We start from the raw sequence: 20,550 nt of genomic DNA on the forward strand, positions 1-20,550 counted from the left end.
GCGGAGACGCCCGTGCTGCGGCGCACAATCTCTGCGATCCGCACAACCTCAGTCGGCATCTGCCCCCGCGAACTGAGGTTGCGCGAATCCCTGACCGTGCGCAGAAACAGCCCCGCGCCCCGCACACCCTCAGCGATCCGCACAACCTCAGTCGGCATCCGCCCCTCCGAACTGACCCTGCGCGAATCCCCCACCCGGCGCAGAATCCGCCCCGCGCCCCGCACACCCTCAGCGATCCGCACAACCTCAGTCGGCATCCGCCCCTCCCAACTGACCCTGCGCGAATCCCCCACCCGGCGCGAGAACCGCCAGCACGCAAACCCCTGCACACGACGAAGCCCCGCAGACCGAAACGGGTCTGCGGGGCTGGTCGTGGCGCGAGCGCGTCAGGCCGTGAGGGCCGCGGGAGTGCGCTTGCGGGTCGTGAGCACCTGGTCGACGATGCCGTACTCCATCGCCTCGGCGGCGGAGAGGATCTTGTCGCGGTCGATGTCCTTGTTGACCTTCGCGACGTCCTGACCGGTGTGGCGCGCCATGGTCTCTTCGAGCCAGGTGCGCATGCGGAGGATCTCCTGCGCCTGGATCTCGATGTCGGACGCCTGCCCGTGACCGGCCTCACCCATGGCGGGCTGGTGGATCAGGATGCGGGCGTTCGGCAGGGCGAGACGCTTGCCGGGGGCGCCGGCGGCGAGCAGAACGGATGCCGCGGAGGCGGCCTGACCGAGCACGACCGTCTGGATCTGCGGCGAGACGTACTGCATCGTGTCGTAGATCGCCGTCATGGCCGTGAACGAGCCACCGGGCGAGTTGATGTACATGATGATGTCGCGGTCGGGGTCCTGCGACTCGAGCACGAGCAGCTGGGCCATGACGTCATCGGCCGACGCGTCGTCGACCTGCACGCCGAGGAAGATCACGCGGTCTTCGAACAGCTTGTTGTAGGGGTCCTGGCGCTTGTAGCCGTAGGCCGTGCGCTCCTCGAACTGAGGAAGGACGTAGCGGCTCGAAGGCATGTGCGCTGCGGCGCCGCCGAAAGTGGGGATGTTCATGTCGGTGTCCTTTTCCTCTCGACTCAGGCCGCGGTTCCGCCGCCGCCGGTGACGTCGGTGGCGTGCTCGCGCATGTGGTCGACGAAGCCGTACTCGAGGGCTTCCTGAGCGGTGAACCAGCGGTCGCGGTCACCGTCGGCGTTGATCTGCTCGACGCTCTTGCCGGTCTGGTTCGCGGTGATCTCGGCCAGGCGGCGCTTCATGTCGAGGATGAGCTGCGCCTGGGTCTGAATGTCGCTCGACGTTCCGCCGAAGCCGCCGTGGGGCTGGTGCAGGAGCACGCGGGCGTTGGGCGTGATGTAGCGCTTGCCCTTGGTGCCGCTGGTCAGCAGCAGCTGGCCCATCGAGGCCGCCATGCCGATGCCGACGGTGACGATGTCGTTGGGCACGAACTGCATCGTGTCGTAAATCGCCATGCCGGCCGTGATCGAGCCACCGGGCGAGTTGATGTAGAGGTAGATGTCCTTCTGCGGGTCTTCTGCGGCAAGCAGCAGGATCTTGGCGCAGATCTCGTTGGCGTTCTCGTCGCGCACCTCGGAACCGAGCCAGATGATGCGGTCCTTGAGCAGTCTGTCGAAGACGCTCGTTGCCATAAGGGGTTCGGGCATGTGTGCTCCTCTTCCGTGATCTGCAATGAATCTACCGGCGGGGTACGACACCGGATGCCGTGTTCGCCGCGGGCGGATCAGCCCGCTCGTTCGGCGATTTCTCGCGCGTATCCGGTCACCGACCGGGTATAGAGCGGCAGGTGCGGGGCGAGGGCGTGAAGGGCGATGGATGCCGCCCGCTCCGGCTGTCCGCTCGACACCAGCGCGAGGGAGTAGAAGGCGGCGGCCGCGTCGTGCAGCGGTCCGCGCGGCTCGCGGTCGTACTCCGCCTGCAGCATCGCGAGCGACTCCTCGGTCTTGCCGAGGTTGCGGATCGTGCTCGCCAGTTGGATCGTCGCCCGCGTGCGCCGTTCGTCGTCGAGGCCGATCTCGAGGGCCCGGCGGTACAGCACCTCGGCCTCGTCCTCGATGCCCGCCGAGTCCCGCGCACCCGCCCGTTCGAACAGTGCGATCGCGTCATCGGCGGGTCGCTCGGCGGCGATTTCGTCGATGCGCGAGACCACATCCTCCGGGCTGAGCGCCTCGTCGGCCCAGACGGCATCCACCCTGCTTTGCCAGTCGTCCACGTGTGTTCTTCTTCCTCGTCCTCGTTCTGACCGCGCGCTCGCGCGCTGAGTGTCCACAACACCCGGACGCTTCGAGATGCGGGCCGAGTGTTCGGGACACGCACCGGGGTCGTCCCCGGACGGCGCCCGGAAACGAAGAAGGGGGCGGACGCCGTGGCATCCACCCCCTCCGTCACGACTTACTCGCTGTCGGCGGCGTCGGCCTTCTTCTTGGCCGGGGCGCGCTTCTTGGCGGGAGCCTTCGCGGGGGCCTCCTCCGCGGCAGGCGCGTCGTCAGCGTCGGCCTTCTTCTTGGCCGGGGCGCGCTTCTTGGCGGGAGCCTTGGCGGGGGCCTCCTCGGCGGCAGCTTCCTCGGCGGGAGCGTCGGCGGTGGCCTCGTCGGCGTCGTCGTCAGCCTCGGCGGGCTCTTCGCCCTCGACGGCGACGAAACCGGTGAGGTCGACGGGCTTGCCGTCGGTGTCGACGACCTTCACCTTGCCGAGCGCGATCGCGAGGGCCTTGTTGCGGGCGACCTCGCCGACGAGCGCGGGGAGCTGGTTGCCCTGCTGCAGCGCGTTGACGAAGTCCTGCGGCGCCATGTTGTACTGCGCGGCCGACTGGATGAGGTACTGGGTCAGCTCGTCCTGCGACACCTGGACGTTGGCGTCTTCGGCGATCTTGTCGAGCACCATCTGCGTGCGGAACTGCTTCTCGCTCGCCTCGGTGACCTCGGCGCGGTGCTCGTCGTCTTCGAGGCGGTTCTCGCCCTCGAGGTGCTGGTGCACCTCGTCTTCGATGAGCTGCGGGGGAACCGGGATCTCGACGGCGTCGAGGAGCGCCTCGATGAACTTGTCGCGCGCGGCGGAGCCCTGCGTGAACACGGACTGCTGCGAGACGCGCTCGCTGAGCGACTCGCGCAGCTCGGCGATGGTGTCGAACTCCGACGCCATCTGCGCGAAGTCGTCGTCGGCCTCGGGGAGCTCGCGCTCCTTGACGGCGGTGATGGTGACCGAGACCTCGGCCTCTTCACCGGCGTGCTCGCCGCCGACCAGCTTGGAGCGGAACGTGGTCTGCTCGTCGGCCGTGAGCGACTCGATGGCCTCGTCGATGCCCTCGAGCAGCTCGCCCGAACCGATCTCGTACGACACGCCCTCGGCGCGGTCGATCTCGTTGCCGTCGATGGTGGCGACCAGGTCGAGCTCGACGAAGTCACCCGTCTTGGCGGGGCGGTCGACCGTGATGAGCGTGCCGAAGCGGGCGCGCAGGCGGTCGAGCTCGGCGTCGATGCCGGCCTCGTCGACCTCGGCGGCGTCGACCGTCACCGTGATCGAGTCGTAGGCGGGCAGGTCGAACTCGGGGCGGACGTCGACCTCGACGTCGACGACCAGGTCGCCGGAGAAGTCCTTGAGCTCGGGGAGCTCGACGATCTCGGCGTTCGGACGGCCGATGACGCGCAGCTCGTTGGCCTCGACGGCCTCGCGGTAGAAGCCGTCCAGGCCCTCGTTGACGGCGTGCTCGATGACGGCGCCGCGGCCCATGCGCTGGTCGATGATCGGCGCGGGCACCTTGCCCTTGCGGAAGCCGGGGATCTGCACGTCGCGCGCGATGTGCTCGTAGGCGTGGGCGATGCTCGGCTTGAGCTCGTCGGGCGAAACCGTGATGTGCAGCTTGACCCGGGTGGGGCTGAGCTTCTCGACGGTGCTGTTGACCATGCGGTTCGTTCTCCTCGTGTGGCCCGCGCGCACGCGGGGGCCGGTTGGGCCTGTGGTCTGTGGGGCCGTTCGTCGGGGCGACAGGATTTGAACCTGCGGCCTCCCGCTCCCAAAGCGGGCGCTCTACCAAGCTGAGCTACGCCCCGGGACGGCGCGCGGAACGCGCCGACGAAACGACCGCTGAAAGTCTAGTCGATAGCCCTGCCAGGGCCCATTTCACCGGTCGCCGTGCACGAGATGATCGAGGGATGCCGATCCCCCGGCGTTCGCGAGGGGCTTCGAGGTGTCGTAGAGTGGGTGTCGTCCGACTTCGCGGTTCGTCACAGAGCTGCGGAAATCCGGGGCTGTAGCTTAGTGGTAAAGCCTCTGTCTTCCAAACAGATGATGCGAGTTCGATTCTCGTCAGCCCCTCCATCTTTTCAGGCGCGTTCCTCTCGGAGTTCGCGCGTGAACGACTCCGGCAGCACGACATTGTCGCCCGCCCCCACGAAGAACCGCGCCACGTGAGCGGGCCGATAGCCCGCGATGCCGCAACCCACCTCGGTCACCAGGAACCGCAACTCGGGGTGTTCCGCCGCGAACGCGATGAAGCGTCGCGCCTGCTCCTCGAGGGTGCCGAGTCCCGACATCGTGTCGATGCCGTACGACTGGCCCTGCAGGCCCTCGGACTGCCCCCAGACGGCGCCGAAGCGGTCCATCGCGAAGCGCGCCGCCCCTCCGCCGTGCGCACCCGAGGCATTCGAGCCGAAGACGAACACCTCGTGCGGTTCGAGCGATGTGATCTGCATGCGCGCGAGGTTACGCGCCTGCACCTTCACCGGCGGCCGGGGTTGCGGCATCCGGAATCTGCTCGGCCGACGCATGACGCGCCACGTGGGCGAGGTAGGTCTGCGCGTTGCGCAGGATGCCGGCGCGCTCGTCGTCGGTGAGAACGCGACGCACCTTCGCGGGGACGCCGGCGACCAGCGACCCCGCGGGGATGACGGTGCCCTCGAGCACGACCGCTCCCCCGGCGATGAGACACCCCGGCCCGATCTCGGCGCCCGAGAGGATGACGCTACCCATGCCGACGAGTGAGCCGTCGCCGATCGTGCAGCCGTGGACCACGGCGTTGTGCCCCACCGAGACGTCGGCGCCGATGACGACCGGGCGGCCCCGATCGACGTGCACCGAGACGTTGTCCTGGAGATTGCTGCGCGGGCCGATCGCGATCGTCGCGCTGTCGGCGCGCAGGACGGCGTTGTACCAGACGCTCGCGCCCTCGGCGAGGCTCACGGCCCCGACGATACGGGCACCGGATGCCACGAAAGCGCTGTCGTGCAGGACCGGGGCCGCGTCGGGAAGGGTGAGGACGGAGGCGTCTGGGGCGATCGGCATGGGCCGAGGCTAGCGCGCCCGCGTGTGGCATCCGCACTACCGAGCCGCCCTACCGCGGACTACTGACGTTCGGTGGGTCGGGTACTGCAACCGCGCGGATAGGTAGCTCGTGACTCACGGGAAACTCTTAGGTTCGGATCGAACTCGCCCGAGAACCCAGGAGAACCCATGTCGATCACCGACCCCGCCGCTCCGTCCACCCGCCGCCGCACCACCCGCCGACACCGTCGCGGCAAGGCCATCGTGGCGGTCGCCGCGGGCACGGCGCTGATGCTCGGCGGGGCGGGGACGTACGCGTTCTGGAGCACCTCGGAGGCGCTGCAGGCCACCGCCGTCAGCTCCGGAAATCTCGACCTCGCTCTCCAGCCCGGATCATGGGAGCTCGAGGGTGTCCTCGGAGGGGTCACCAACGTCGCGAACGTGGCGGACGTCCGCATCGTTCCGGGGGACGTCCTCACCCTCACCCAGCCGATCGACGTGACGCTCGTCGGGGACACGATCGTCGCGGATCTGTCCGCCGAGCTGGGCGGATCTTTCTCTGGGGGGCTGGGCGCATATCTCGACGTGGCCCTCGATCTCGATGGCGTCGGAACCGCGAACGACGCGACCTCGTATCGTTTGACGGCCGCCGACATCGCGGACGAAGACGGCACGCAGACCGTCGAAGCGACGTTGACGATCACGTTCCGCGGGACCACGGGCGGTCAGCTCGGTGCCGCGAGCTCGGTCAACCTCGACGATGTCGAGTTCATGCTCTCGCAGGTCGGCGACAACTGACCCGCCGATCCAAGGTGCACCACGGCATGTCGAAGCGCGACAACGGCGTCTCGCGACGGCTGCGGTGGGGTGCGGGGGTCGCGGCGGTCCTGGTACTCGGAACCGGGACCGCCGCCGCTCATGCGGTGTGGCAGAGTCGCGTCGCGCTGCCGGCGGAGACGGTGTCGTCGGGGTCGCTCGCGTTGTCGGCGGAGTGGGTCGGTAGCTGGGACGAGTGGAAGCCGCTGTTCCCCGGGCAGTCGAGCGATACCGCGACGCTTCACGTGACGGAGACGGGGCAGGGCACCACCTTGCGATGGCGAGTTGCGGCAGAACCCGAGGTGGCCGCCGGGCTCGCGGAGTGGGTGAAGACGGAGGTCTTCGTCGGCGAGTGCGGCCGCGGCCAGCTCATTCCCGCGGGCGGTTCGTATGCACCCCCGGGCGGTTACGCGAGCGGGGCGTCCGTCGACCTCTGCTTGCGCGTCATGCTTCTCCCCGGAGCCCCCGACGAACAGTCCGTGCCGATCGAACCCCGTCTGAAGGTGCGGGCGCAGCAGGTGACCGAATGAAGCGCGTGCTCGGGGCGCGGGCTTTGTCCGCCTGCGCGCTGGCGGCGCTCGTGGTCGTGGCGGGCGGGGCGGCTCCCGCGTCTGCCGGATGGGAAGCGACGGCGTCCGCGCCGTCGTTCGAGCTGTCGACCGGGAGCCTTGGCTCGCCCGGGCCCGTGGTCTGCCAGAATCGCGGGGGCCCGCTCCTCGACCTCCACGTGCGTCTCAGCTGGAGTGCCGTTTCAGACGCCACGGCGTACGACGTCGTCCTGGTGACACCCCCCGGCACTCCTGCTCCGGTCCTTCTCACCGTGAGCGCATCCGATGCGCAGAACGGCATCATCGCCGCCGACGTCCGAGCGGGTCTGTTGAACAACGTCATCCGATTGATCACGGGCAACCCCACCGTGGCGGTCGTCGCTCGCCACGGTGACTGGACGTCCCCAGCGAGCGCGGGGAAGACGCTCATTCCATCGGGGCTCGTCAGCGGACTGCTCGGGGGCCTGCGATGCCCGAACTGAGCCTCCGCCGCGACCACCGCGCCTCCCCCGACGCCGCCCCGCCCCGCTCGGCCTGGTCCCGCGCCCGCTCGATCGCCACGACCGTCCTCCTCGTCGCGGTGTCGGCGTTCGCGTTCGTGACGGTCGTGCTCCCCCTGCTCCTCGGCGGGCAGACCTACTCCGTCCTCACCGGCAGCATGCAGCCCGGCATGCCCCCGGGCACGATGATCGCGGTTCGGCCCACCCCGATCGAGGAGGTCCGCATCGGCGACGTCGTCACCTTCCAGATGCGTTCCGGCGAACCCGCGGTGGCCACCCACCGCGTCGTGGGGACGACCAGCAGCACGGGCGGCGGCCGCCTCCTGATCACCCGCGGCGACGCGAACGATGTCGACGACCCCCCGGTGCAGAGCGAACAGCTCCGCGGTGTGGTGGTGCTGGCCGTCCCCTTCCTGGGCTACCCCGCGATGCTCTTCGGCGGCGAGGAACGCGGGGCGGTCGTCGCGGCGATCGGTGTGGTGGTCGTCGGCTACGGGCTCGGACTCCTCGCGATCGACGCCATCCGCACGCAGCGGCGGCGGGCCAGGGAGCGACGGGTGCCGACGGTGTTCCTGGCCGCCTCCTTCGTCGCCGCGACGGCGATCGCGACGGCCTCGCTCCCGGTCGAGGCGCACGCGGACACCGGGGCGGCTTCCCTCGAGCGGCTCCTGGTGAGCGGCGACGGCGCGCGCTTCGTCGCCGACGGATCCGTCTCGCTCTTCCCTCGCACGAGTCCGTACGTGCCCGGCGCGACCACTCCATCGACGCTGTGGGTGCGCAACGCCAGCGGCGACCCCGCTCGGGCCGGGCTGCGTCTGGACAGCGTGCCGACGACGGACGACGACCGTGCCTTCGCCGCGGCTCTGCACCTGGTCGTCGGCGACGCGGTCATCCCCAGCGGAGGTCAGTGGGTGAGCGGTGTGATCCCGCCGGGCGAAACCGTGCGCCTCGATGTCGCCCTGCGGATGGACCCCGCCGCCGGCAACGAGACCCGCCTCGCCGAGGCGGTTCTCACCCCCACCGTGCGTCTCACCGAGTCGGTTCCCGACCCATCCGCTGACGACAACGCGCACCCGTCGGCACAGGAGGGCGGCACGCTGCCCTGGACGGGACTGCGCTCCACGCCGTTCGGGGGCGTCGTGGTCGCGGCGGCGATCCTTGCGACCCTGGGCTTGGCCTTACGCGCCCGGGCCGACGAACGTAGGTGAGGATTGCCTATTCACCAGGTATTTAGCCGAGCCTCATCTTGCTTGCGGAATGCTCCCACGTGAGTAGCGTTGCATCCATCAAGACTTCGAACGTCGCCTAAGGAGCAGAAGATGAGCACCGTTCAGACCCCCGCCGCCACCACCGTCGACCCGACCATGGCCGCCGGCACCGCCCAGTTCCTCTCCCCCGTCGTGATCGGCCTCGAGGCCCTCGTCGTCAACGGCAAGCAGGCCCACTGGCACGTTCGCGGCTCCAACTTCATCGGTGTGCACGAGCTGCTCGACACCGTCGTCGCCCACGCGCAGGACTGGGCCGACCTCGCCGCCGAGCGCATCGTCGCCCTGGGGCTGCCCATCGACTCGCGCCTGTCGACGGTGGCCGCCAAAGCGAAGGCCACCGAGGTGCCCGCCGGCTTCGCGCAGTCCGACGTCGTCATCCGCGCCGTGATCGCCGACATCGACGCCGTGCTCGTCGACATCGAGGCCGCCATCGAGGGCCTCGACGAGATCGACATGTCGAGCCAGGACGTCGCGATCGAGATCAAGCGCGGCCTCGACAAGGACCGCTGGTTCCTCTTCGCGCACCTCGCCGCGTAAGACGTTCACTCACGAGGGGGCGGTGCTTCGGCGCCGCCCCCTCCGTCGTGTCCGGGACGTCGATCTGTCGCGTCGCGCGCTCCGTTTCACGCTCCCCCGCCCCGCCGCTGCGCGCGCGTGCACAGCCCGCGCGAGGGGTCAGTTTCGGTCGCCGGGAGCCGCTCCAGGCGACAACTTTCGACCCCTCACGCGGAATGGGCCCGGAGCACGCGTTCCGCAGTGCGCGTGAGGGGTCAATTGCTGTCGCCGAGAGCCGCTCCAGGCGACAGTTTTCGACCCCTCACGCGGAAAGGGCCCGGAAACGCGTCCGCAGCGCGCGGAGAAGAACTACCGCGCGTCAGGCGCCGTGCGTCACGCGACCCGCGAGCAGGGTCGTCCGCACGGGCATGGAGCGCAGGCCGCGTTCGTCCGCCGTCAGCGGGTCGGCGCCGACGATGATGAGATCGGCCACCGCACCGGGTGAAATCTCCGCGGCCGCGGTCGAGCCGCCGGCGGTGGATGCCGCGATGGCGGTGTCGATGTCGACCCGCTGGTGCGGCTGCCAGGCGTCCCGGCCATCGCGCGTGCGGAAGACCGCCGACGCCATCGCGGCCCAGGGATCGAGGGGCGCCACCGGCGCGTCGGAACCGAACCGCAGGTTGGCCCCGCTGTCGGCCAGGGCCCGCAGGGGGTAGGGCTGGGCGGATTGCTCGGCCCAGATGGCATCCGTCATGTCCCGATCATCGAGCGCGTGCTCGGGCTGCACGCTCGCGGCAACGCCCAGACGGGCGAACCGGGGAATGTCGGCGTGCGCGACGAGCTGGGCGTGCTCGATCGTGCCCACCGCGCCCGTGAGGGCGTACGCGTCGAGGGCGTGGGCGTTGGCAACGTCGCCGATCGCGTGGATCGCGCACTCGATTCCCGCGGCTGTGGCGCGCGTCATCATGTCGACGAGCTCGTCGGGCGGCACGGTGAGCAGGCCGTGGTTGCCGACGTCTCCCGGGTAGTGGTGAGCGCACGCGGCCGTGCGGGTGCCGAGCGAGCCGTCGGTGATGGCCTTCAGTGGCCCCACGCGCACGAGGCCGTTCGTCGATCCGCGCACGGGGTCGCCGGTGCGCAGCCCCTCGGCGATGGCGCGGTCGAGATCCTGCGGGTAGGTCCCGTACGACACCCGCAGGGCGTCGAATCCCCGCGCGGCGCGCCGTTGCCAGGGCTCGTCGTTCCACGTCATGTCGAGGTCGACGAGGCCGACCAGCCCCCGCGCAGCGGCGGCGTTCGCCATCCGCTCGACCGCGGCATCCGCCACCTCCGGGGCGACAGCGTTGAGTCGCCGCGAGATCTCGAACGCGTCCTCTTCGACGAGCATCCCGGATGCCGCGGGCTCGAAGCCCTCACGACGGAAGGCCGCCGTGTTCATCCAGACGCTGTGCACGTCGGCGTTGATCAGGTACGTCGGGACGCCGCCGGTGGTGGCATCCAGCAGGTCGAGGCTGGGGGTGTCGGGCCAGAGCCCGTCGCGGAATCCGGACCCGACGCGGCGTCCGTCGGTCTCGGGAGCGAGCGCCATGATGTCGGCCGCATCGTGTGCGCTGGCGACCTCGCCGAGGGGGACGCGGTCAGCGGCCAGGGCCCACTGCAGCACGTGCACGTGGTGGTCCCAGAGCCCCGGGAGCAGCCAGCCGCCCTCCCCGTCGACGACGAATCCCCGCGGGCGCAGGTTGCCGGTCGGCGCGATGTCGGCGATCAAGCCATCGGCGATGACGATGTCGACGGGCTCGGTGGTCGGAAGGAACTCCCGACCGGGCCCGGCCACGCGGACGGCGCGGAGGAACCCCGCCTCTTCGCCGATCACGGCCGCACCCGCGCGTCGGCGGCGCGACGCATCTCGGAGGCGAGCTCGTGACGCCCTTCGGCGCTGAGACCGTCGATGATCGTCTCGACCACCTCGGGCGACCGGTTCTGGCTGAGCTTGCGCTTCGCGGTCACGTGCGTCGGGGTGAGGCGGAAGCCCACCGTCCCCCGTTCGAGGCGCTCGACGAAGGCCGCGTCGTTCGGCAGCGTGTAGAGCCCCCGGGCGTCGTCTGCGCCCCCCTCGAAGCGGTCGACCAGACGATCGAGCACGCGCAGATTCTCCTCGGGAGAGAGAAGTTCCGGGATGCCACGCAGGTGCGCCGACACGAAGTTCCACGTCGGCACGGCCGGCACGTCGCCGTACCAGCGCGGAGTGATGTACCCGTGCGGGCCCTGCACGACGACGAGCAACTCGCCCTCGCCGAGGCCGAGGATGGCGTCATCGGGCTTGCCGACGTGACCCACGATGGTGAGGTCGTCGCGCTCGTCGTCGAGCATGACGGCGTAGTGCGAGGCGACGAGACCGTCGTCGCCGTGACTGATGAGGGTGACCCACGGATTGAGGTCGATGAGACGGCGGATCTCACCGACGTCGGTCATCGCGAAGCTCGGGTTCTGACGCACCGGATCAGCCTAGAACGCGCGGCGAGGCGCCTTCGACAGGTGAAGCCGCCTCGCCACCGATCCCCCGTGTTCACGCCTGGCAGCGCGGGCACCAGTAGAGCTTGCGCCCCGCGGCCTCTTCCATCAGCACGGTCGTCCCGCACACCCGGCACGGCAGACCCGCGCGGTGATAGACCCAGTGGCGGTCGTCGCGGTGGGCCATCGCCCGCCGGTAGGCCTCGGGATCGAGGTCGTCCATGGTCATCATCTGACCCGTCTCGACGCCGATCGGCAGCAACCGAGCCCAGTCGCGCCAGATCTCACGCACGACCTCTTCCGGCACCTCGCGACCGGGCGTGTGCGGGTTCTGCCGCGCGCGGAAGAGCAGCTCGGCGCGGTAGACGTTGCCGATCCCGCTCACGACGGATTGGTCCATGAGTAGCAGACCGATGGCGGTGGGCTTCTTGCGCACGGTCGCCGTGAACTGCTCCTCGCCCTCGGCGAGATCGTCCACGAGTGGGTCGGGGCCGAGCTTGGCGATCGTCGCCGCCACCTCGTCGGGTGTCTGCAGCACGCACGCGGTCGGTCCGCGCAGGTCGGCGCAGGTCGTCTCGGTCAGCAGGCGCAGGCGCACCGCGCCGACGACGGGCGGGGGCCACTCGGTCTGCTCTTCGAGCCCGGTGGTCTGTTCCGACATGCGGACGCGGGTGCGCCGCGGGGCGCCGATCGAGGTCAGGGAGTTCTCGCCGGCGGAATCGAGGATGGGCTCGTCGTCGAGCACGGTGCCGCGCTGGTTGGTCTGCCCCATGCGCCCGTTGGCCGAGGCGATCGTGGCATCGACCACCACCTCGCCCGAGAAGTCCCACGCCCCGTACATGCCGAGGTGCACGCGCAGCCACACGTCGCCGTCGAAGCGCAGGAACATCTGCTTCGCGACGGCCCGCACCTCGGTCGCCTCGCGGCCGTCGAGAACGGCGGCCCCCTCGACGAAACGTCCCTGAGGACTGGATGCCGACACCGTGCGGCCGACGATGTTCCGCTCGAACTGCCGGGCGATGCGATGGACGGAATGCCCTTCGGGCATCAGCCTGCCTCGGGGTCGAACGAGTCGCTGGCGTCGGTCATCGTGTTCGGCTTCTGGCCCGCGCGCGGGTCGGGCAGCAGCACGCCGTCCTGCTCGTACGCGGCGAGCTGTCCGATGCGGCGCGCGTGACGCTCTTCGCCCGAGAACGGGGTGGCGATGAAGCGGTCGATGAACGACGCTGCTTCGTCGAAGGTGTGCTGACGCGCACCGATCGAGATGACGTTGGCGTCGTTGTGCTCGCGAGCGAGCTCGGCCGTGGAGGTGTTCCACACGAGCGCGGCGCGCACCCCGAGGACCTTGTTCGCGGCGATCTGCTCGCCGTTGCCCGACCCGCCGAAGACGACTCCGAGGGCCTCGACGCCCGCGGCCTGGTCGCGGACGACGGCCTGGGCCGCGCGGATGCAGAACGCGGGGTAGTCGTCGAGGGCGTCGTACTCGATGGGACCGTGGTCGATGACCTCGTGGCCCTGCGAGGCGAGGTGGTGCTGGATCTGGGTGGAGAACTCGAGACCGGCGTGATCGGTGCCGATGTGGATGCGCATGTCGTCAGTCTATTGAGAGCGTCCGACATCGCGGGCGGACATGACGACGCCGCCCGCTCCGGGAAGGGAACGGGCGGCGTCGGATGGTGTCAGGGGCGCAGGCCCGCGGCGACCGGCTTGAAGCCGGCGCGGATGTTCTCGCAGCACCCGGGTCGGCAGACGTCGTACCAGGGGCCCAGGTCGGTGAGGTGCGGGCGCTCCGCTTTCGGGGTGCCCTTCAAGCGCTCCTCGACCAGGTCGATCAGCCCCGACACGTACGCGGGGTCGATGCCCGGGGTCGGGGTGCGCACCGCGCGGATGCCGGCCTCTTCGGCGGCCTCCATGGCCTCGGTGTCGAGGTCCCAGAGCACCTCCATGTGGTCGCTGACGAAGCCGAGGGGAACGATCACGACGGCCTCGGCGCCGCGCCCCGGAAGCTCCGCGATCACGTCGTTGACGTCGGGCTCGAGCCAGGGCTGGGTGGGCGGGCCGGAGCGCGACTGGTAGACGAGTTCCCACTCGACATCGGCAACGGCAGCGGCGACCTCGGCCATGACGAAGGCCGCGACGGCCTTGTGCTGGGCTTCGTAGGCCCCGCCCTCACCGAAGTCGACGTCGCGGGGGCCGGAACGCTGGGCGTCGGCGGTCGGGATGGAGTGCGTGGAGAAGAGCACGCGGATCTTCTCGGGCGCGATCCCGTCGGCGACGTAGGCCGAAACGGCATCCGTCACTCCGCGGACGAACGTCGTCACGAAGCCGGGGTGGTCGAAGAACTGGCGGACCTTGTCGATGGTCACGGTCTCGCCGAGACCGGTCGCCTCGAGCACGCGCGCGTAGTCCTCGCGGTACTGGCGGCAGCTCGAGAACGAGCTGTAGGCGCTGGTCGCGATCGCCAGAAGGGTGGTGTCTCCGGCTTCGGCCGCCTCGGTCACGGCCTCTTCGAGGTAGGGCGACCAGTTGCGATTGCCCCAGTAGACCGGCAAGCCCAGTCCGCGCTTGGCGATCTCGGCCTCGAGCGCCGCCTTGAGTTCGCGGTTGTGCTGGTTGATCGGGCTCACCCCGCCGAAGTGGCGGTAGTGGTGGGCGACCTCTTCGAGGCGCTCGTCGGGGATGCCGCGCCCGCGCGTGACATTGCGCAGGAACGGAATGACGTCGTCCTGCCCCTCGGGCCCGCCGAAACCGGCGAGGAGGATGCCGTCGTACGCCACCGGCGTCTCGACCCATTTGGGCCCGGACGCCGCGGCGGGCGACGCGTAGAGGACGGTCTCAGGGCTGGTGTCCGTGTCGGTCGTGCTCACGATCACATCTTCCCACCTGCGCACGAGGCCCGGACCCGGGATATCTCGCTACTAGGCTTATACGGTTGTCAGCGACGTCAACCGCGTCACCCGCGACAATTCCACCCAGATCCCCGGGAGTACGCCAGTGCCAGGAGAGAACCTCACCCGAATCGAAGCGCAGGAGCGTCGCGCGATCGTCGACACGCACTCCTACGATGTGCAGCTCGACCTCACGCGCGGAGACGAGGTCTTCTCCTCGCGAACCGTCGTGGCGTTCGCCGCCACCGAGGGCTCGTCGACCTTCATCGACCTCATCGCGCGCACCGTGCACTCCGTGACGCTGAACGGCCGCTCGCTCGACCCCGCCACCGTCTTCTCCGACTCGCGCATCGCGCTCGAGGGCCTCGCGGCCGAGAACGAGCTCGTCGTCGAGGCCGACTGCGAGTACACCAACACCGGTGAGGGCCTGCACCGCTTCGTCGACCCCGTCGACGGCGAGGTCTACCTCTACTCGCAGTTCGAGGTGCCCGACTCGCGCCGCATGTACACGGTCTTCGAGCAGCCCGACCTGAAGGCCGCCTTCACCTTCTCGGTCACCGCGCCCGCGCGCTGGAAGGTCGTCTCCAACTCCCCCACGCCCGAGCCGGTCGCCGTCTCGGACGACACCGCCCGCTGGGACTTCCCCGCCACCCCGCGCATCTCGTCGTACATCACCGCGCTCGTGGCCGGCCCCTACGAGGCCACCTACAGCGAGCTCACCAGCGCCGACGGCCGCGTCATCCCCCTCGGCGTGTTCGCGCGCAAGAGCCTGTGGCAGTACCTCGACGCCGACTACGTCTTCGACAAGACCCGGCAGGGCTTCGCCTATTTCGAGGAGAAGTTCGGCTTCCCCTATCCCTTCGCCAAGTACGACCAGCTCTTCGTCCCCGAGTTCAACGCGGGCGCCATGGAGAACGCCGGGGCGGTCACCTTCACCGAGACCTACGTCTTCCGCAGCAAGGTGACGGATGCCGTGAAGGAACGTCGCGTCGTGACGATCCTGCACGAGCTCGCCCACATGTGGTTCGGCGACCTCGTGACCATGAAGTGGTGGAACGACCTGTGGCTGAACGAGTCGTTCGCCGAGTGGGCTTCGACCATCGCCACCGCCGAGGCCACCGAGTGGGAGGCCGCCTGGACGACCTTCAACGCCATGGAGAAGACCTGGGCCTACCGCCAGGACCAGCTGCCCTCGACCCATCCCGTCGTCGCCGAGATCAACGACCTCGAAGACGTGCAGGTCAACTTCGACGGCATCACCTACGCCAAGGGCGGGTCGGTGCTCAAGCAGCTCGCCGCGTGGGTGGGCATCGAGCAGTTCTTCGCCGGGGTCGCCGCGTACTTCCAGAAGCACCAGTGGTCGAACACCGAGGTGGGCGACCTGCTCGTCGAGCTCGAGGCCACCAGCGGCCGCGACCTGGGCGACTGGGCCAAGAAGTGGCTCGAGACGGCGGGCGTGAACACCCTGACCCCGCTCATCGAAGAGGGCTCCGATGGCACGATCTCGCGCTTCGCCATCGTGCAGACCGCACCGAGCGACTACCCGACCATCCGCCCCCACCGCCTCGGTGTCGGCTTCTACTCCCTCACCGAGGGCGGCGCCCTCGAGCGCGTGCACCACATCGAGATCGACGTGGACGGCGACCGGACCGAGGTCGCCGAGCTGCGCGGCATCCGTCGTCCCGATCTCGTCCTGCTCAACGACGACGACCTCGCCTACGCGAAGATCCGCCTCGACGAGCGTTCGCTGTCCACCGCCATCGCGCACCTCAAGGACATCTCCGACCCGCTCGCGCGCTCGCTCGTGTGGGGTGCGGCGTGGGATCAGACTCGGGATGCCGAGTCCTCGGCGACCGACTACCTCGACCTCGTCCTGCAGAACATCGGCTCCGAGACCGAGTCGACCACCGTGCGCACGACCCTCGGGCAGCTGCAGCTCGCCGCGAACTCGTACGTCGCGCCGTCGACCCGCGCCGCCGCGCGCGCGCGCGTGGCCGACGGGCTGTGGGAGCTCGCGCAGAAGGCCGAGGCCGGTAGCGACAGCCAGCTGCAGTTCGTCACCGCGTTCGCTTCGGCCGCCGCCACTCCGGCGCACGCCGAGACGGTGAAGGCCCTGCGCGACGGCACGACGACCCTCGAGGGCCTCGAGATCGACACCGACCTGTCATGGCAGCTGCTGGTCTCGCTCGCCTCTGCGGGTGCGGTCACTGCGGCCGACATCGACGAGGCGCGCGCCGCCGACAACACGGCCAAGGGCGGTGAGTTCGCTGCCATGGCCAAGGCGTCGCTGCCCTCGCACGAGGCGAAGCAGGAGGCCTGGGACTCGCTCATCGAGCGCACCGACGCCCCCAACACCATCGTGCGGTCGACGGCCGCCGGCTTCACGAACCCCGCGACGGTCGACGTGCTCGCCGACTTCGTCGAGCCGTACTTCGCGATGCTGCTGCCCATCTGGGAGTCGCGCAGCTACCAGATCGCGAACTACCTCATCGTGGGGCTCTACCCGGCCGCTCTGGCGAACACCGCCCTGCGGGATGCGACGCGCGCGTGGCTGGCGCAGAACGCCGACGCCGCGCCCGCCCTTCGCCGCCTCGTCGGCGAGAACCTCGCCGGTGTCGAGCGCGCCCTGGCCGTGCAGGAGCGCGACGCGCAGTAATCCGTCCCGCTCGATCGGATGCCCTCTCCCCCTCGGGAGGGGGCATCCGTCGTTTCCGGTCATCCTCGCGGCAGGCCGGGTCATCCTTTCGAGGGACGCGGCGCACGGAGGCCCCTCCGTAGCGTGGAAGCCATGATCGTTGCAGAGAACCTCACCAAGCGATACGGCGACAAGACCGCCGTCGACGGCGTTTCGTTCACGGTGGCCCCCGGCCGGGTGACCGGTTTCCTCGGCCCCAACGGTGCGGGCAAGTCGACGACGATGCGCATGATCGTCGGGCTCGACCGCCCCACCGCGGGACACGTCACTGTGGGCGGTCAGGACTACCGGCACCTGCGCTCCCCCCTCACCGAGGTGGGCGTGCTGCTGGATGCCAAGGCCATCCACACCGGTCGATCGGCGCGGAACCACCTGCGCGCGATGGCCGCCACGCACGGCATCGGCACCCAGCGCGTCGACGAGGTCATCGAGCTCACCGGGATCGGCGCCGTCGCGGGCAAGCGCGCCGGCGGCTTCTCCCTCGGCATGGGGCAGCGACTCGGGATCGCGGCGGCCCTGCTCGGCGACCCGCACACGCTCATCCTCGACGAACCGGTCAACGGGCTCGACCCCGAGGGCGTGCGGTGGGTGCGCCAGTTCGTGCGGCACCTCGCCGCCGAGGGTCGCACGGTGCTGCTGTCGAGTCATCTCATGAGCGAGATGTCGCAGACCGCCGACCACGTCATCGTCCTCGGCCGCGGCCGAGTCCTGGCCGACGCCCCGCTCGCCGAGCTCGTGCGCACCTGGACCACGACCACGCTCGTCGTGCGCTCCCCCCGTCTGAGCGAGCTCGTGGCCGCCCTCGAGATCCCGGATGCCACCATCTCGGCCGTCGAGCCGGGTGCGGCGCAGATCACCGGGATCACGCCCGAGACCGTCGGCGACACCGCCGCCGCTCACGGCATCCCCCTCTATGAACTCAGCCCGCGGGTCGGCTCGCTCGAAGACGCCTACCTCGCGCTGACCGACGACTCCGTCGAGTACAAGACCAAGGAGATCGCATGACCGCCCTCGCCGCCGCGCCCCGCCGGGCGACGCACACAGGCACCCACCGCCTCAGCTTCGCGCACCTCCTCAAGAGCGAGGCGATCAAGATCCTCACGCTCCGCTCGACCTGGTGGTCGCTCGGCGTCACGGCCGCGCTGTCGGTGGGGATCTCGCTGCTCATCGCGCTCGCCACGAGCGGATTCGAAGGGGGCATGGCGCCGACGAACGTCATTCTGGCGCCCACCCAGTTCACGATGCTCGTGGCCGGCATCCTCGGCGCGATCGTGGTGACCGGGGAGTACTCCACCGGCATGATCCGCTCGACGCTGACCGCTGAACCGCGCCGGGGCGCGGTGCTCCTGGCGAAGGCGATCATCGTCGCGCTCACCATGATGGCGACCACGGTTGTCATCTACGCCGTCGCGATCGCGGCCACCGCACCCCTGCTCGGCACGAGCATCGACTGGACGTCGCCGGCCGATTCGGTCGTTCCGCTGGCCCTCGGCGTGCTGTCGATGGCCTGCTTCACCCTGATGGGGGTCGGCTTCGGCTTCCTGCTGCGCAGCGGCGCGGGGGCCATCGCCGTGACGGTCGGTGTGCTGTTCGTGCTGCCGATCATGCTCAGCCTCTTCTCCATCGCGGGCCCGGACTGGATGTGGGTGGTCGAGTCGGGCACGTACCTCCCCGTCAGCGCGGCAGGTTCCCTGACGCAGCCCGGGGCCGAGGACCTGCTCGAACCCGCCCTCACGATGGCCGGGTGGGTCGTCGGTCCGCTGCTGGTGGGGTGGGTCGCCCTGCGCTCGCGCGACGCCTGACGACCGCTGTGGCGGATGCCTCGACGCTCAGCCGGCGCCGAGGCATCCGTCGTTAGGCTGAATCCGATGTTCGTTCTCGCCGAAACCCCCGAACCGAGCCCCACGCCCACCTTCACCTCGCCCGCCGATCTGGTGAATTCCGACAACCTGAGTTGGATCGGCGGCCAGCTGCTGAGCTTCGGCAGCACGCTGCTGCAAATCCTGGGCATCATAGTCGGTGTCGCCGTCGCCGCCTGGATCCTCCGCGTCATCATCCGCCGCGTGGTCGACCGCATCGTCAACGGCGCCAAGAGCAAAGCGCGCGTCGACGATACGCAGGCGCTCGACCGCTCACCGCTCAGTGCGGTGCGACTGGTGCAGCGCACCCGCACGCTCGGCACGATCCTGCAGAACATCGTCAACGTGATCCTCGTGATCGTCGCCCTGGTGTGGATCGCCGGGATCGTCGCTCCTAATGCCCTCGCCTCACTGACGCTGTTGACCGCCGCGATCGGCGCCGGCCTCGGCTTCGGCGCGCAGAACATCGTCAAAGACGTGCTGAACGGCATCTTCATCGTGGCCGAGGACCAGATCGGCATCGGCGACGTCGTCGACCTCGGGCTCGCGACCGGAATCGTCGAGTTCGTCAGCGTCCGCATCACCCACGTCCGCGACGTCAACGGCACGCTCTGGTACGTGCGCAACGGCGAGATCACGCGCATCGGCAACATGTCGCAGGGCTGGTCGCGCGTCATCATCGACCTCGCCGTGCCGGTCGACGCCGACATCGACGACGTCGAGAAGGCCATGCTCACCGCGGCGAAGACGATGGCGAAAGAGACCAAGTGGCGCTCGCGCATCATCGAGCAGCCCGAGATCTGGGGCCTGGAGTCCATCAGTGGCGACGCCCTCGTCATCCGGCTCGTCATGAAGACGCGCTCGAGTGCGAAGGACGACGTCGCCCGCGAGTTGCGCGCGCGTCTGAAGAGGGCGATCGACGCGATGGGCATCGCGCTGCCGCAGCTGAACTCGATCGTGCTGACCGGCGCCGAGGGCGCTCAGAGCGTCCGCGGAGCGCACCCGCCGAAGACGAAGGAGACCCAGGTCCCCGTCGCGGCAAGCCGCCCGATCTGGCGCCCCCGCCGCAGCAAGCTCGACGTGTCGGAGACCGTCGAGGATCACACGGCCGACGCCCCCGCACCGAAGGTGAAGAAGAAGGCCGTGCGAGACGACACCCCCACAGCGATCGTCGATCTGCCGCCCGCGCCCGGTGCCGGCCAGCCCAAACCCACGCCCCCGGCCGTGCGCGCCGACGAGAAGGACGAGTCGTGACCGAGCCCGTCAGCTTCTACGACCAGGTCGGCGGCATGGATACCTTCCGCCGCCTCGTCGATGCGTTCTACCGCGGGGTCGCCTCCGACGAGGTGCTCAAGCCCATGTACCCCGAGGAAGACCTCGGCCCGGCCGCCGAGCGCCTCACGCTGTTCCTCGCGCAGTACTGGGGCGGACCGACGACGTACGGTGAGACCCGCGGGCACCCGCGCCTGCGCATGCGCCACATGCCGTTCCACGTCGACCCCGACGCGCGGGACCGGTGGCTGCGCCACATGCGCGCGGCCGTCGATGAGATCTCGCTGCCGCCCGCGTTCGAAGCGCCCCTGTGGGACTACCTCGAACGGGCGGCGTACGCGATGGTCAACACGTTCGAGCCGCGCGGCATCGGCCCTCAGCAGGGCGGGCGCCCCGACACGGGGCTCCCGATCCGCGCGAGCGATTGA

At 69.8% G+C, this 20,550-nt stretch carries 21 protein-coding genes and 2 tRNA genes; 11 read left to right on the forward strand and 12 right to left on the reverse strand.

From position 1 onward, the window contains the following. Positions 1-386: 386 nt before the first annotated feature. The 5 genes from F9B98_RS10570 to F9B98_RS10590 form a co-directional block, all read right to left on the reverse strand. Positions 387-1,049, reverse strand: coding sequence for an ATP-dependent Clp protease proteolytic subunit (locus F9B98_RS10570; protein ID WP_115918066.1), 663 nt, complete (start codon positions 1,047-1,049; stop codon positions 387-389). Positions 1,050-1,072: 23 nt separating this feature from the next. After that, positions 1,073-1,657: an ATP-dependent Clp protease proteolytic subunit gene (locus F9B98_RS10575; RefSeq protein ID WP_058231493.1), complete on the reverse strand. Its 585-nt coding sequence runs from the start codon at positions 1,655-1,657 to the stop codon at positions 1,073-1,075. Positions 1,658-1,734: 77 nt separating this feature from the next. Beyond that, positions 1,735-2,223, reverse strand: a complete 489-nt coding sequence (locus F9B98_RS10580) for a tetratricopeptide repeat protein (RefSeq protein WP_150957028.1) — start codon at positions 2,221-2,223, stop codon at positions 1,735-1,737. A 179-nt stretch (positions 2,224-2,402) separates the two neighbouring features. Continuing rightward, the gene (gene tig / locus F9B98_RS10585) at positions 2,403-3,914 is read right to left on the reverse strand and encodes a trigger factor (RefSeq protein WP_150957031.1); all 1,512 of its coding nucleotides are present in this window, start codon (positions 3,912-3,914) and stop codon (positions 2,403-2,405) included. 72 nt (positions 3,915-3,986) lie between these two features. Further along, positions 3,987-4,060, reverse strand: a tRNA-Pro gene (locus tag F9B98_RS10590). A gap of 194 nt (positions 4,061-4,254) precedes the next feature. On the opposite strand from F9B98_RS10590, the gene F9B98_RS10595 reads away from it, so the two are divergent. Continuing rightward, positions 4,255-4,328: transfer RNA gene (locus tag F9B98_RS10595), tRNA-Gly, on the forward strand. A 5-nt stretch (positions 4,329-4,333) separates the two neighbouring features. On the opposite strand, the gene F9B98_RS10600 is transcribed toward F9B98_RS10595, so the two are convergent. Both F9B98_RS10600 and F9B98_RS10605 read right to left on the reverse strand, forming a co-directional pair. Continuing rightward, positions 4,334-4,702: a hypothetical protein gene (locus tag F9B98_RS10600; RefSeq protein ID WP_150957034.1), complete on the reverse strand. Its 369-nt coding sequence runs from the start codon at positions 4,700-4,702 to the stop codon at positions 4,334-4,336. A 10-nt stretch (positions 4,703-4,712) separates the two neighbouring features. Continuing rightward, positions 4,713-5,291 (reverse strand): gamma carbonic anhydrase family protein, encoded by a 579-nt coding sequence (locus F9B98_RS10605; protein ID WP_150957037.1) that lies wholly within the window; start codon positions 5,289-5,291, stop codon positions 4,713-4,715. A 168-nt stretch (positions 5,292-5,459) separates the two neighbouring features. Here F9B98_RS10605 and F9B98_RS10610 point away from each other — a divergent pair, with 168 nt between their 5' ends. From F9B98_RS10610 to F9B98_RS10630, 5 genes are all read left to right on the forward strand, one after another. After that, positions 5,460-6,068 carry an alternate-type signal peptide domain-containing protein gene (locus F9B98_RS10610; RefSeq protein ID WP_150957040.1) on the forward strand — a complete coding sequence of 203 codons (609 nt, stop codon included), beginning with the start codon at positions 5,460-5,462 and terminating at the stop codon, positions 6,066-6,068. A 26-nt stretch (positions 6,069-6,094) separates the two neighbouring features. Further along, a complete protein-coding gene (locus tag F9B98_RS10615) occupies positions 6,095-6,616 on the forward strand; it encodes a hypothetical protein (RefSeq protein ID WP_150957043.1) in 522 nt (173 codons plus the stop codon). Further along, the gene (locus F9B98_RS10620; protein ID WP_150957046.1) at positions 6,613-7,116 is read left to right on the forward strand and encodes a hypothetical protein; all 504 of its coding nucleotides are present in this window, start codon (positions 6,613-6,615) and stop codon (positions 7,114-7,116) included. The genes F9B98_RS10615 and F9B98_RS10620 overlap by 4 nt, the downstream gene beginning before the upstream one ends. Continuing rightward, positions 7,104-8,342: a signal peptidase I gene (locus tag F9B98_RS10625; RefSeq protein ID WP_150957049.1), complete on the forward strand. Its 1,239-nt coding sequence runs from the start codon at positions 7,104-7,106 to the stop codon at positions 8,340-8,342. The genes F9B98_RS10620 and F9B98_RS10625 overlap by 13 nt, the downstream gene beginning before the upstream one ends. A gap of 111 nt (positions 8,343-8,453) precedes the next feature. Then, positions 8,454-8,939 (forward strand): Dps family protein, encoded by a 486-nt coding sequence (locus tag F9B98_RS10630; RefSeq protein WP_076675873.1) that lies wholly within the window; start codon positions 8,454-8,456, stop codon positions 8,937-8,939. A 337-nt stretch (positions 8,940-9,276) separates the two neighbouring features. Here F9B98_RS10630 and F9B98_RS10635 read toward each other — a convergent pair whose 3' ends face one another. The 5 genes from F9B98_RS10635 to F9B98_RS10655 all read right to left on the reverse strand — a co-directional run bounded on the left by F9B98_RS10635 (position 9,277) and on the right by F9B98_RS10655 (position 14,275). After that, a complete protein-coding gene (locus F9B98_RS10635) occupies positions 9,277-10,770 on the reverse strand; it encodes an amidohydrolase (protein WP_150957052.1) in 1,494 nt (497 codons plus the stop codon). Then, entirely contained in the window at positions 10,767-11,393 is a 627-nt protein-coding gene (locus F9B98_RS10640; RefSeq protein ID WP_191966768.1) for an FMN-binding negative transcriptional regulator, read from the reverse strand. The genes F9B98_RS10635 and F9B98_RS10640 overlap by 4 nt, the downstream gene beginning before the upstream one ends. A 70-nt stretch (positions 11,394-11,463) precedes the next feature. Further along, positions 11,464-12,456, reverse strand: a complete 993-nt coding sequence (locus F9B98_RS10645; RefSeq protein WP_150957055.1) for an Fpg/Nei family DNA glycosylase — start codon at positions 12,454-12,456, stop codon at positions 11,464-11,466. Beyond that, positions 12,456-12,998, reverse strand: a complete 543-nt coding sequence (locus F9B98_RS10650; RefSeq protein WP_150957058.1) for a ribose-5-phosphate isomerase — start codon at positions 12,996-12,998, stop codon at positions 12,456-12,458. Before F9B98_RS10650 ends, F9B98_RS10645 begins: the two co-directional genes overlap by 1 nt. A gap of 89 nt (positions 12,999-13,087) precedes the next feature. After that, complete coding sequence (locus tag F9B98_RS10655; protein WP_150957061.1) at positions 13,088-14,275, reverse strand: ferrochelatase; 1,188 nt, start codon at positions 14,273-14,275, stop codon at positions 13,088-13,090. 127 nt (positions 14,276-14,402) lie between these two features. Here F9B98_RS10655 and pepN point away from each other — a divergent pair, with 127 nt between their 5' ends. The 5 genes from pepN (at position 14,403) to F9B98_RS10680 (ending at position 20,550) form a co-directional block, all read left to right on the forward strand. Further along, complete coding sequence (gene pepN, locus F9B98_RS10660) at positions 14,403-16,952, forward strand: aminopeptidase N (RefSeq protein ID WP_150957064.1); 2,550 nt, start codon at positions 14,403-14,405, stop codon at positions 16,950-16,952. A 132-nt stretch (positions 16,953-17,084) separates the two neighbouring features. Continuing rightward, the gene (locus tag F9B98_RS10665; protein ID WP_150957067.1) at positions 17,085-17,996 is read left to right on the forward strand and encodes an ABC transporter ATP-binding protein; all 912 of its coding nucleotides are present in this window, start codon (positions 17,085-17,087) and stop codon (positions 17,994-17,996) included. Then, the gene (locus F9B98_RS10670; RefSeq protein ID WP_150957070.1) at positions 17,993-18,793 is read left to right on the forward strand and encodes an ABC transporter permease subunit; all 801 of its coding nucleotides are present in this window, start codon (positions 17,993-17,995) and stop codon (positions 18,791-18,793) included. The genes F9B98_RS10665 and F9B98_RS10670 overlap by 4 nt, the downstream gene beginning before the upstream one ends. Before the next feature lie 66 nt (positions 18,794-18,859). Then, complete coding sequence (locus F9B98_RS10675; RefSeq protein ID WP_150957073.1) at positions 18,860-20,104, forward strand: mechanosensitive ion channel family protein; 1,245 nt, start codon at positions 18,860-18,862, stop codon at positions 20,102-20,104. Next, complete coding sequence (locus tag F9B98_RS10680; RefSeq protein WP_150957076.1) at positions 20,101-20,550, forward strand: globin; 450 nt, start codon at positions 20,101-20,103, stop codon at positions 20,548-20,550. Before F9B98_RS10675 ends, F9B98_RS10680 begins: the two co-directional genes overlap by 4 nt.

The organism is Microbacterium testaceum StLB037 (assembly GCF_008763945.1).
Classification (GTDB): Bacteria; Actinomycetota; Actinomycetes; order Actinomycetales; family Microbacteriaceae; genus Microbacterium; species Microbacterium testaceum_G.